This window comes from Veillonella sp., from assembly GCF_018381775.1.
Taxonomy (GTDB): domain Bacteria; phylum Bacillota; class Negativicutes; order Veillonellales; family Veillonellaceae; genus Veillonella.
Window position 1 is genome coordinate 12726 of record NZ_JAGZRH010000004.1, and the last position, 13927, is coordinate 26652.

The window sequence follows — 13927 nt, forward strand, 5'->3', positions numbered from 1 at the left end:
TAAAAGGAATTAAACATCATAATAAATACTATATAGTATTTATTATGGTTATCTCTTTTATATATTCACCTTACACATCAGCCTTTTTGATGTGAACTTGCACATCATAGAATGTACTACCCCAACCTTGATCAGTAGGTCTGTCTGCTGTAAGTACATTAATACCTACATTAGGATCACTAGATTGTGATTGCCACCATACACCAAGGGTTACCAATGTACCACGTTGTACATCTTCATCGTAGTAACCTTTAATTCTTACACTACCACGTTGATTATAGATTTCCACTTCGTCGCCATCATTAATGTTATATACTTTTGCATCTTTAGGATTGATGCGTAGTTTCATCAATTCAGGATCATCAAATTCTAACTCACAGAAGCTAGAATCTAAAATGCGAATATCATTGCCGATAATAAGCCAGAATGGTGCATTATCTCCATAAGGCGGTAAATAACGAATTAGTGGCTCCACATCATGTGGATTATATAACTCAATCTTTCCAGATGGCGTTTTAAAATCTAATTTATAATTTTCAGGCAACGTCATCTCTACTGGTTCACCTTGGAGAATTAAATTTTGATCATCCTTAGAAATACGGTGCGACGCACTTACAATTTGGTCTATTAAATCTCGTTCACTATGCTTAAAGAATTCATCTGTAAGTCCCATACGTTTAGCTAATTCAGAAATCACTTGCCAGTTAGAGCGTGATTCGCCAATAGGATCGATTAATTTATAACCCGTTCCAATTGTATAGTGCCCATAGGAGTTATATATATCGTCATGTTCTACTGATGTTGTGGCGGGCAATACAATATCGGCGTATTTACATGTGTCGGTAAAGAAGCGTTCGTGAACAACCGTAAATAAATCATCTCTCATCAAGCCTTTTCGCACTACATTTTGATCAGGTGCTGTTATAGCCGGATTACTAGAGAATACATAAAGACTATGCACAGCTGTACCTGATGGGTTTGTAAGCATTTCACCTAGTTTAATCATAGGCATCAATCGCTTTGCTGGTGCATCCACATGAGCCTGTTGCATCACTTCTTTGCCCACAAACTTACTACCACTAGCACTCGATAATAAGCCACCGCCTAAATATTGCCAAGCTCCAACTACAGCAGGTAATGCATTAATAGCACGACAGTTCATAGCACCATTCCCATAGCGTGATAACCCACTGCCAAGACGTATAAATGGAGCCTTAGCTTTAGCATATGCATGGGCAAACTCAATCATACGCTCTACGGAAACGCCACAAAGTTCAGCTGCTTTTTCCGGTGTAAAATCAAGCAACACATCGTTTACGAGTTCATCATAACCTTGTACATGTTTCTTAATAAAATCTATATCTGCTAAACCGTCTCGATGAATAATATGAAGCATACCTAACGCTAAGGCGCCATCACTACCAGGTTTTACGTAAATATGTTCATGAGCTTGATTAAAGGTATATGTTTTATGAGTATCAATAATCCAAACTCGAGCGCCATTCTTTTTTGCTATGTTTACATCATGTAAGATATGAACATCAGTAGCAGTGGCATTAATGCCCCATAAAACAATTAAATCACTATGTTGTGCCTCTTGCGGTTTAATGGCTAGTGTATCGCCATAAACAGCGCGGAATCCTGCCTGTTTTGCAGGGGAGCAAATACCACGGTCCTGGTCTGTAGCACCAATACGGCGGAAAAAGTAATCTGCTGCTGGGCTTTGAATCACACCCATCGTACCTGCATAGGAGTAGCGCAAAATACTTTCACTGCCATGAGTACTAATAGTTTCTTTAAAATTATTAACAATGGTATCTAATGCCTCATCCCAACTGATACGTATATATTGGTCTTCACCGATTCCTTTTTTACCAATCCGTTTCATTGGGTACTGTAAACGCAATGGAGAATGAACCACTTGTTCGTAATGCGCCATTTTAGGGCACAATGTACCTCTTGTAAAAGCATGATCTCTATTACCACGAACAGATACTACTCTATTGTTCTCTACCGATACGATTAGACCACATGCATCTGGGCAATCATAAGGACATACTGATTTGTATTCTTTCAAAATAAGCACCTCGCTTATAAATTATATAAACTATAGGATGTATATTTATATTATATTACAGCATTGTCTGTATAAGTGTAACCTTTAACACATTTTCTATCTTCACAAAGATTAAAATCATTGCATATCATGCATATCAATACATTCAGTTATCACAATACGTTGCTATACATATCAAAAATTTTTATATATGTTATTGAACATTTCAAGTTTTATCGATGTTTATCCATTCTCATTCTTGCTCAAAGCCTAAACAGATATACTAATAAGCTCTATAAAAATACTGAAAATCTATAAAAAAATCATGCAATCATAACTAAAAGTCATAACCATATAGTTTTAGGTATAATCGGATGTTTCAGTAATCGACCTCGGAATATGTGACAAACATCACCGGTACGTATGCGTATTTAGTAATGTGTTTCAGACTGTAAGACTATTCAATCTCACTTCTTTCTGTGCTATACTGACATTGTCATTTGAGAGGATATAGAGCTCACCAGATATCATTTAAACTTCATGATATTTTAGAGTGACGTTACTATATCAGGTACATATTTTCTGAAAAGAGGTTTTAACGATGGCAGACGCAAAAAACACTGTGTTATTCCCTTATGAAACATTGAAAAAATTAAGCATGGACGCTTTCCAAAAATTCGGTTTCTCCGAAAAAGAAGCTGACATCATCCAAGACGTACTTTTGACTTCCGACTTGTTCGGTATTCAAAGCCATGGTATGCAACGTATGGTTCGTTACCACAAAGGTATCACTAATGGCTTGATCAAAATCGACGCAAAACCTGAAATCGTAAAAGAAACTCCAATTTCCGCAGTTATCGACGGTCATGACGGCATGGGCCAAATCTTGGGCCACATGGCTATGGAAATGGCTATCGAAAAAGCTAAAAAATCCGGTGTTGGTATCGTATCCGTACGTAACTCCAACCACTATGGTATCGCTGGTTACTATGCTAAAATGGCATCCGACCAAGGCTTAATCGGTTTCTCTTGTACAAACTCCGAAGCAATCATGGTTCCTGTATATGCTCGTAAAGCTATGCTTGGTTCTAACCCTATCGCTTGGACTGTACCTGCTGATCCTGTTGACTTCTTCTTCGATTGCTCCACTACAGTAGTAACTCGTGGTAAACTTGAAATGTACAACAAAATGGGCAAAGCTACTCCAGATGGTTGGGCTGTTAATAAAGACGGCGTTCCTTCCACTGATGCAGCTGAAGTATTGGGCAACATCTCCCGTCATGAAGGCGGCGGTATCCTTCCTTTAGGTGGTGCTACAGAAGTTCTTGGCGGCCACAAAGGTTATGGTAACGGCATGATTGCTGAATTATTCTCCTCCATCTTGTCCCAAGGTGGTACTTCCAACAAATGTATGGTTGGCGGTAAATCCAATATCTGCCACGGCTTCATGGCTATCAACCCTGAATTCTTCGGTGACCCAGCTGAAATCAAAAAACACTTCTCCCAATTCTTACAAGAATTACGTGAAGCTCCTAAAGCACAAGGTCAAGACCGTATCTACACTCATGGCGAAAAAGAACATGAATCTGTTGCTAAAGTTAAAGCTGAAGGCATCCCTGTACTTAACGGTACAATGCTTGAAGTTCAAGACCTTTGCAATGAATTAGGTTTAGACTTCAAATCCTACTTCGGCGATTATGTACCAGAAGCTCCTGCTACAATGTTCAAAGGTAACTACTAATACCTAAGACCTTACAAAGGCCCTAACACGGACATGTAGTCGGTAAAGAAGGGGACATAAACACTGTTTATGTCCCCTCTCTTATATTCTTAACCTCATGTGTAATGAGGTTAAAAATTTTTAAGAAACATATCACTTTTTATGATAAGTATATCTGTTATTTTATTGTAATTCTTTATTTTAACTGAACTTTTACAACTTAATACAATAGCGATTTACTCATCAATTAAATTGATTAAGCTACATCGTCCTGTTAAGCATATATTTTTATTTTTCTTGAAAGGATGATTTTAGAAATGAGTGCTATCACCGTTCTATTAGCGCTATCTCCAATCATTTGGTTGATCGTAGCGTTATCCATCTTGAAATTACCAGCATGGCAAGCAACAAGTGTTGCTGCAATCGGTTCTTTCATCATCGCTATTACAGCATTCCAATCTGACCCATTTATTATGGTCACTGGTGCCCTTGAAGGTGCCGCATTGGCAATCTGGCCAATCCTATTAGTTATTACAGCTGCTATCTTCGTTTATAACTTGGTAGTACATACGAAAGCAATGGAAACTATTAAAACAATGCTTTCTTCTGTAACATCTGATACTCGTGTACTTGCATTGTTACTTGCATGGGGCTTCGGTGCCTTCATGGAGGGTATGGCTGGCTTTGGTACTGCCGTTGCAATTCCAGCTGCTATGATGGTTGCAGTAGGTTTTGACCCGCTAAAATCTATCATTGCATGTCTCGTTGCAAACTCTGTACCAACAACATTTGGTTCCATTGGTATTCCAACAACTACATTGGCATCCTTAACAAGCCTTGATCCAAGCCATTTAGGTACATTCATTTCCGTACAATTATTCTTGCTTAACCTTATCGCACCATTCTTCGTTGTTATGATCATTGGTGGCGGTGTTAAAGCGTTAAAAGGTGTATTCCTTGTAACATTACTTTCCGGTTTAGCATTAGCTATTCCTGAAACTATAATCAACGCAGTAATGGGTCCAGAATTATCCGTAATCTCTGCATCCATCGTTATCATGGCAGTTATCATTATTTGTGCAAAAATTATGCCTCCTAATGATCCTGCATACGCAGTTAAACAAACTGGCGAAGTTCCTAAAGTTTCCGGTGGCGAAGGCCTTGTAGCTGCAATGCCATTCATCTTGATTTTCGTATTATTGTTATTAACTTCCAAATTGTTCCCTGCAATTAATGGTCCTCTTGCGTCCATTAAAACATCTGTACCTATCTACCAAGGTCCTGGTGCAAAACCTTACACATTCGTATGGATTGCAACTCCTGGTATCATGATCTTCATCGCTGGTATTGTTGGTGGTTTCATCCAAAAAGCAAAAGCTGGCGAAATCTTCGGTACATTGGGTTCCACAGTTAAAAACTTGAAATTCACATACCTTACAATCATCACAGTTGTTATGACAGCTAAATTGATGACTTACTCTGGTATGACTGCAGATATTGCGAAAGCAATGGTTGCCGGTACAGGTTCCTTGTACCCTCTATTCGCTCCTATCGTAGGTGCGTTGGGTGCCTTCTTGACTGGTTCCGGTACAAACTCCAACGTATTGTTTGGCCCACTTCAAATCGCTGCAGCTCAAGGTTTAGATCCTACAAACTTCGAAGATCTTGGCTTCTGGTTGGCAGCAGTTAACTCCGGTGCCGCTGGTATCGGCAAAATGTTGTCTCCACAATCCATCGCGATTTCTATTGGTGCCGTAGGTCCTGCTTTGAAAGCATACCTAGAAAACCACAAAGAAATTAGTTCTGAAGAAGCTCACAACTTAGAACATGAAATCGAAGCAAGCGTTATCATGAACAGCGCATTCAAATACTTCTTGATCTTCATCGTTATGCATGGTTGTATCTCCTTCTTCGGTCAACATTTCATCCATGAAATTCACCACTTCTTCTTCTAAGAACTGGTAACAATACAAAAAAGAACAGCTCTTCACGAGCTGTTCTTTTTTGTTGCCACATATGAAAATACTATATATATAACATAGATTAATGATAATACAGTTTAGAATTCACTAATTTGCTACATATAATTGTAATAATCTATTAATAAGCCTCTTGCTCTACTTCCCATTTAGTAATGGTCCCAGTATCTGCATCTATTTCAAAATCATATTCATAACCATTGTAATGAATTTCACCTTCATACTCTAAACGGCCATTTTCATAATCACGATTGAATTCAGTTACATTTGCAACTGTTGCACCCGGCACACGTGCTAAGGCGCTTTGAACAGCCTCATCAGAACTAATTGCTTCTACAGATGAAACCGTAGCGGTCCCGATTACTACTATTGCAGCTAACACAAAACCTTTTATTAAATATTTCATATAATTCTCCCATCACCAATAAGCACATTGATTTTTTTAGATATAATTAATATACTAATTGTAATCTATAAATAGAGATATAGCAAACTCAATATTTCATATAGATATTTTTTCTTAATCATGGTAAAATACATCGTATCAAATAGAAAAAATTAAATGCAGTCTGCGAAGTGCGATTCGCAGGCTTTTATTTTTCCCATTTTAAGATAGGAGGATTGTATGACTCAAGAAAATTCTGCTAAGGTTTCCTTTATCTTGGTAGTATTCCTTGGCATGTTAACAGCTATTACACCGCTTGCAACAGATCTGTATTTACCTGCATTACCGATTATGCCAGGCGAATTAAATACAACAGCATCAAATATTCAAATGACCATTGGTGTTATGACCTTTGGTGTTGCAATAGGACAATTATTTGGTGGCCCTATTAGTGATACAATGGGGCGTAAGGTACCACTTATTATAGGTAATTTACTATGTGTTATTTCTAGCCTTATATGTGCCTATGCACCGAGTATCGAAATACTTTTACTAGGAAGATTTCTACAAGGTTTAACCGGATCTGTAGGCGTTGTAATTGCCAAAGCCATTGCTCGAGACTTTGCATCGGGTCAAGAATTAACAAAACTTTTTGCCTTACTCATGATGGTTAACGGCCTCGCACCAGTCCTTGCACCTCTAGTAGGCGGTCAACTGCTCTTATTTACTACATGGCGTGTAATCTTTGTTATCTTAGCAGCATTCTCTGCTATTTTATTGGTAGGCTCTTTTCTTTTCCGTGAAAGCTTACCAAAAGAAAAACGCGTTACTGGCGGCCTTGCTACGGCTATAAAGAACTACTTTACACTGATCAAAGATAAACGTTTCCTGGGACAATCTTTAATTCAATTCTTTGCTTTCGGCGCTTTCTTTGCCTATATCTCAGGTTCATCCTTTGTATACCAAAATATTTTCCAACTTTCAGCCCAAGAATTTAGTTATCTTTTTGGTATCAATAGCTGCGGCATTATCTTGGCCAGTGCCATTAGCGGACGAGTAAGTAATGTCGTAACATCTCGTCAAATACTTACATTCAGTCTATGGGAACTTACAATTGGCTCTTTACTATTCTTAGTAGCCATGATTTTTGAATGGTCTCTCATTCCTGTAACAACAATTCTATTCTTTACGGTGTGTACAGTATCCCTATTCGGTTCTGCCTCCTTCTCTATGGCTATGACTAACTATGGAAAAATGGCAGGCAGTGCCTCTGCCATACTAGGCTTTGCAAGCATGTTTGCTGCAGGTATTGTATCTCCATTAGTTGGTATAGGTGGGGATCATACGGGTATACCAATGGGGATTACAATGCTAGTATGTGCAGTGCTTTCCTTATTGTGCTTGTATGGCTTAGTAGAGAAAGAATAATCTCTTTTAAACATTTGTGTGAGCCCTACAATGGGGCCCCGTTACAATAGAATAAATTTTAGTATAAAAACAGCGGTACCTTCTTCTTGCTCAGTACGTCACTACGTTCCGTAAAATCGCTTCGAAAAAGGTACCGCTATTTTTATTAATTTTTGCTATGAAGATGTCCCATTGTAGGACTATCAGACTATAATTAAAATATATTAATTCTTTTTTACAAATACACTAAGCACAATAAAGGAAAGCACCTGTCCAACTGATTGTAGGAAAAAGAATACAGCCCTCTCTGCAGCGATTTTACGGAGCGTAGTGACGTACCTGAGCCAAGAGAGGGCTGTATTTTTTCTATACTAATGATATGCAGTTGTATCCGGGCCCCATTATAAAATGAAAGCACCTTATCGCTTATTTACAATAGCTCCATCGAGTTACAAAACCATTATTTTAGCTAAAATTAGCAATACATCTAACATAGCCCCATTGAAAATATAACGGAGCACTCCTTTATTCAAACATAGTCGATAGTAGTAGTTTCAAGCGGTTTGCTTGGTTTACTGCACTGGAGCCTGGATCATAGTCAATAGCAGCAATGCGCACGTCTGGGTAGGCAGCGGATAGTGTTTTAACCATGCCTTTACCTGTAACGTGGTTTGGTAAGCAGCCGAATGGTTGCAAGCATACGATTTGTTTGGCTCCTTTTTCAATGAGGTCAATCATATCGCCTGTGAGGAACCAGCCTTCACCGCATTGGTTACCAAGGCCAATGTATTGAGCTGCTTCTTTTGCTACTTCTGTCATACGTTGTAGAGGGTCGAAGTGTTTAGACGCTGCTACGGCTTTAGCGTATGGCAAACGGTAAAGTTCAAGGGCTTCACGAGCCAATGTACCGAAGAAGCCAGATAGCCATGTACCATCAAGGTGTTTAGCACGGTATGTGCTGTCCATTGCACAGTACAAGAAGAAGTCTAATAATCCAGATGTAACGACTTCGCCACCTTCTTTTTCAATGAGTTCATTGATATGGTTGTTAGCACTTGGATGGAATTTAACGTAAATTTCCCCTACGACGCCAACGCGAGGTTTTTGTACATCTTTATTGACCGGCAAGTTATCAAAGTCATGAATGATTTCTTTGATGTACTTATTATACTGACGAAGGCTGGCAGATGTAATGTTTTCACGTAATTTTTTAATCCAGTAATCACATAAAGCATCTGTAGAGCCCGGGTTAGTTTCGTAAGGACGTGTAGCCAATACGCATTGCATGAGGGCATCACCGTAAACAACGGCTTGGATCATACGATGTAAGAAACCTTTTGTCAATTTGAAACCTGGTTGACGTTCCATATCGCTTGCATTAAGAGATAGGATTGGTACTTGCTTCATACCAGCATCGATTAAAGCCTTACGCAAGTAACCGATATAGTTTGTAGCACGGCACCCACCACCTGTTTGAGAGATGATAACAGCTGTTTTATCGATATCATATTTACCAGATAATAGTGCAGACATGAGCTGACCTACAACGATAATCGCTGGGTAACATGCATCATTATTGATGTATTTTAAGCCCACTTCAATGTCGTCACGCGTTGGTGCTGGCAACATTTCAAAGTTATAGCCTTCGTTTTTGAGGACTGGATCTAAGAGACTAAAATGCAATGGTGACATTTGTGGCACCAAGATTTTATAGGTCTTACGCATTTCCTCTGTGAACACCACGCGATTATAATCGTAGGTTGGCAATTGTTCTTCCACCACTTCTGGTGCCTCTGGGTTGTGATGACGACGCAAGCTACGTTCCATTACAGATTGCAAGGAACGCAAACGAATCGTTACAGCCCCAAGGTTTGTACCTTCGTCAATTTTGAGTAAGGTATGAATCTTATGGTTTGCTGAAAGTATATCTTTTACTTGATCCGCTACGATAGAGTCAAGACCGCAACCGAAGGAGTTAAGTTCTACGATTTGGAAGCCTTCTGTTCTACTTACGAATTCAGCAGCGCGATATAAACGGCTATGATAAGACCATTGGTCTACAACACGTAAATGCTTAATTTCATTGCCTAGTGGAGCAACACCATCTTCTGTAAGAACAGCCATACCAAGAGATGTAATAAGCTCTGGGATACCGTGATTAATACCGGAGTCCAAATGGTATGGACGGCCAGCTAATACGATAGTAGGAATTTGTTCTGCTACGAGGCGAGATACTGTTTTCTTTGTCGTTTCACGGTAAGAAGCCTTACAATTTTCTTGTTCTTCCCACGCTTTTTCAACAGCGTTAGCAATATCTTTCTTCTTGAGATTCAAGAAGTCCAATGCTTTCACAAGAGCAGGAACAAGAGATTTCTTATCAGCTAATGGCAAGAATGGTGCGTGGAATGGAGTATCCCCCAGAACCTCCTGCATGTTGTTTTTGATAAGTTCTGGATAGGAAATAACCATTGGACAATGGTAATTATTGTCGCGGCTAAATTCCTTAGGGCCATGTTGAATACAAGGATACCAAACAAAGTCTACTTGTGCATTCGCAAGATCACGAATATGACCATGTACCGCTTTTGCTGGGTAGCAAGCTGTATCAGATGGAATCGTATCAATAGCCTTGTTGTATTGTTCCTTTGTAGTGTAATCGGAAAGGATTACTTCATAGCCAAGTGTATTAAAGAATGTAAACCAGAATGGGAAATCCTCATACATGTTGAGGACGCGAGGAATACCTACGCGCATTTTACCTTCGAACTCTGGAATATTTTTCTTCAAATAATAGTCGAAGTAACGACGCAATTTAACGTCTACTAAGTTAGGAACTGCTTTGCGTTCTTCTTGAATCATACCGCCCGCACCGCGGTCACAACGGTTACCCGTTACGTAGGTACGACCATCAGAGAAAGCATTGATGGTAAGCATACAGTTATTGGAGCAAAGTCCGCAGTTACGCATTGTCGTAGATACTTGCAAGGAGTTAAGACCTTCACTATCAAGCAAAGTGCTTTTTTCCTTTTGTAACTCTTCTGCCGTTTCAGCTGCAAGAAGGGCCATACCATAAGCACCCATCAAGCCAGATACGTCAGGACGAATTACTTCTACACCCATCAATTTCTCGAAGGCACGCAATACGGATTCATTGTAGAATGTACCGCCTTGTACAACGATATGATCACCCAATTCTTTAGGGTCTTTTACCTTAAGAACCTTATAAAGGGCATTTTTAATAACAGAGTAAGCAAGACCTGCCGCGATATCTTGTACCGTAGCACCTTCTTTTTGAGCCTGCTTAACCTTAGAGTTCATAAATACAGTACAACGAGAACCCAAGTCGATTGGCAAAGATGCCAATAAACCTTCCTTCGCGAATTGATCGATTGGAATGCGTAGACCGGATGCGAATGTATCGATGAAGGAGCCGCAGCCAGAGGAGCACGCTTCGTTCAATACGATATCTTCGATATAGCCATCGCGAACCTTACAGCATTTCATATCTTGACCGCCAATGTCCAAGATAAAGGATACATCAGGGCAGAAGTAACGAGCTGCACGATAGTGAGCCATTGTTTCTACTTCGCCAATATCGATACCAAGGGCGCGTTTAAGGAATGCTTCACCGTAACCAGTTACACCAGAATGCGCAATATACGCGCCTTTTGGTAACAGTTCATAAATCTTCTCGATCATTTCACGAGATTTTTCTAATGGTTTACCATGGTTAGGACCATAGTGAGAGAATATAATTTCCTTATTGCTATTGATGAGAACTACCTTAAGAGTGGTAGAACCAGCATCAATACCAAGGTAACAAGGACCTTGCGCATCTTCAATATTCGCTTTTGGCGTTACTGCCTTAGCGTGACGAGCGCGGAATTCTTCTAATTCTTGTTCATTTTTAAATAGAGGTTCTACACGATCTGTAGCCTCCATAGGAATACCGATGAGGGCACCAATTTTCTTTGTTAATTGACCAACCGTAATCTCACGACAGTCTTCTTTCATCAAAGCCGCCCCTAAGGCGATGAATAATTCACCGTTTTCAGGGATAATGCGATGCGCTTCATCTAGTGCTAAGGTATCGCAGAAACATTGACGAAGTTCGGACAAGAATGTCAACGGACCGCCAAGGAATGCTACATTACCTTCGATTTTATGACCGCATGCAAGGCCCGCAATTGTTTGGTTTACAATAGCTTGGAATACGGATTTTGCAATATTTTCATGAGATGCGCCTTGGTTTAACAAAGCTTGTACGTCTGTTTTAGCAAATACGCCACAGCGTGCTGCAATCGGATAAATCGTATCAGCATTCATGGCCAATTGGTTAAGACCAGATGCATCAGTTTGCAATAAAGTCGCCATTTGGTCGATGAAAGCACCTGTACCACCTGCACAAGAACCATTCATACGGTGTTCTGCCGTTTGACCTAAATAGGTTACCTTCGCATCTTCACCACCAAGTTCGATGATAACATCGGTTTCTGGATACAACGCTTTTACAGCACGTGTTTCAGCAATAACCTCTTGCACGAATGGAATGCGTACCTTTTCAGCCATCGCCATACCACCAGAACCGGTAATACATACATGAACTTGATCATTTTCATGGCCCACTTGAGCCTCTTGGAGCAAGGTATATACGGTGTCCAAAATGTTTGCATAATGGCGTATGTACTTTTTATACAAATAATTATCGTGTTCGTCTAATAGTACAACTTTAACAGTTGTAGAGCCCACGTCAATACCCATGCGTAGCATGTGTTGCATAAATACCTCTCTTTTCAAAAAACGTATGACCACACAAGATCATACTCATATTGTGAAAGTAGTACATTGAGCTTGAATCTAAAATAAAATGCACCAAACATCTAATTAAACTTAGATAAGGATAGGCTTTCACAAAAACATCTAATTTTTTAAATATCCTATACATATTATACAACAAATGTAGATAAAATCTATGTTTTTCTATATTCCAATGAGTTATATGGAATATGACTAAACTTGAATAATACCTCTACATCGAGATAGGATGTAAAATTTATTATATCATTCTAAGATGAAAAAAAGTGTACCTAACAGCACATAACTTAAGCAATAAATAGGTAAATATTATTTCTATTTCTATTTCAGTTAACAAGAATAAGGGAATACAAAAAGAGGCTTCCATGAAATCATTGAAGCCTCTTGTATTTGTATTGTTCATTATATACTTTTGAGTTTTATTATTCACTCTATATAGGTTACAAAACCTTTTTATATAATCCGATAAGATCATCATGGTTAGCTGGGTATGGATTAAATCTATAACACATATCCTCTAGTGCTCTATCTGCCATGAGGTTAAGTTTTGGTTCAGATGTAGCCTTATCTACACCAAATTCAGTCAGTGTCATTGGACATTCTAAAGTTCGTTGTAGTTTTACAATCGCCTCTAGTAATGCACCTATTTTATCTCCATCGGATGCTTTATGCGATGCAAAGCCCAACTTAGCAGATAGATGGGCATATTTCTTGGCCACCTCTTGGTTACGAGAGCAATTAAATCCAATTACATAAAGCAAAAGCATACTGTTAGCTAGACCATGAGGCACATGAAATTGTCCTCCCAACTGATGAGCCATGGCATGAACTATACCTAATCCGGCCTTGTTAAAGGATAGACCTGCTAAACATGAAGCCTCATGCATAGACATTCTATCTTGCTCTGTAGCTGTTGGCTTATGACATCTTGGTAAGTAAGTAAAGACTAGCTCAATCGCCTGTTGTGCCAACGCATCAGTAAAATTATTTGCAGCCGTTGCTACATAGGCTTCCAATGCGTGAACTAGCACATCCATACCACTGAATGCAGTAACACTTGGTGGAGATGTTTTTACAAATAATGGCGTTAATAATGCTTCATCTGGTAATACCGCATCATCCACAAGAGGATACTTAATTTGTGTTTCACTATCTGTAAGAACAGCAAACGAGGTTACTTCAGATCCTGTTCCACTAGTAGTAGGCACGGCAATAAAGGATTTGATATCCATCTGCTTTAATTTACGACCAAAATAAGCTATCCCTTTGCTCATATCAATGCAAGAGCCACCACCTATGGCAATGATTACAGTTGGTTTAATGCCTTCCATAAATTCAATGCCTTTTACTACATGAGTTATGGGTGGATCAGGTACCACATCAGTATAGATAGTCACCTTATTTTTACTATCCATTAATCCCATCACATACGTAAGGCTCGGAGAATCTTTTAAAAATGGATCACATATGATAAGGATGGATTCATTATTAAATTCTGTAAGACGATTCAACGAATCTGGTCCCGCATAAATTTGAGTTGGAAAAGACCATTTATTCATATGCTC

General features: G+C 39.2%; 7 protein-coding genes. 3 read left to right on the plus strand and 4 right to left on the minus strand.

What is annotated here, in order from left to right:
* Positions 1-70: 70 nt before the first annotated feature.
* Positions 71-2077: a molybdopterin-dependent oxidoreductase gene (locus KH109_RS03450; RefSeq protein ID WP_295215773.1), complete on the minus strand. Its 2007-nt coding sequence runs from the start codon at positions 2075-2077 to the stop codon at positions 71-73.
* 580 nt (positions 2078-2657) lie between these two features.
* Between KH109_RS03450 and KH109_RS03455 the strand changes: the two genes are divergently transcribed.
* Positions 2658-3797 (plus strand): Ldh family oxidoreductase, encoded by a 1140-nt coding sequence (locus KH109_RS03455; RefSeq protein ID WP_156719224.1) that lies wholly within the window; start codon positions 2658-2660, stop codon positions 3795-3797.
* A 296-nt stretch (positions 3798-4093) separates the two neighbouring features.
* The gene (locus KH109_RS03460) at positions 4094-5731 is read left to right on the plus strand and encodes an L-lactate permease (RefSeq protein WP_295215777.1); all 1638 of its coding nucleotides are present in this window, start codon (positions 4094-4096) and stop codon (positions 5729-5731) included.
* A gap of 145 nt (positions 5732-5876) precedes the next feature.
* On the opposite strand, the gene KH109_RS03465 is transcribed toward KH109_RS03460, so the two are convergent.
* A complete protein-coding gene (locus tag KH109_RS03465; RefSeq protein WP_155087062.1) occupies positions 5877-6161 on the minus strand; it encodes a PepSY domain-containing protein in 285 nt (94 codons plus the stop codon).
* Between the two features lie 219 nt (positions 6162-6380).
* Here KH109_RS03465 and KH109_RS03470 point away from each other — a divergent pair, with 219 nt between their 5' ends.
* Positions 6381-7568: a multidrug effflux MFS transporter gene (locus KH109_RS03470; protein ID WP_295215780.1), complete on the plus strand. Its 1188-nt coding sequence runs from the start codon at positions 6381-6383 to the stop codon at positions 7566-7568.
* 504 nt (positions 7569-8072) lie between these two features.
* Here KH109_RS03470 and KH109_RS03475 read toward each other — a convergent pair.
* Positions 8073-12326 (minus strand): 2-hydroxyacyl-CoA dehydratase, encoded by a 4254-nt coding sequence (locus KH109_RS03475; RefSeq protein WP_295215782.1) that lies wholly within the window; start codon positions 12324-12326, stop codon positions 8073-8075.
* 476 nt (positions 12327-12802) lie between these two features.
* Positions 12803-13921 carry a 1-propanol dehydrogenase PduQ gene (locus tag KH109_RS03480; RefSeq protein WP_295203504.1) on the minus strand — a complete coding sequence of 373 codons (1119 nt, stop codon included), beginning with the start codon at positions 13919-13921 and terminating at the stop codon, positions 12803-12805.
* Positions 13922-13927 lie beyond the last annotated feature (6 nt).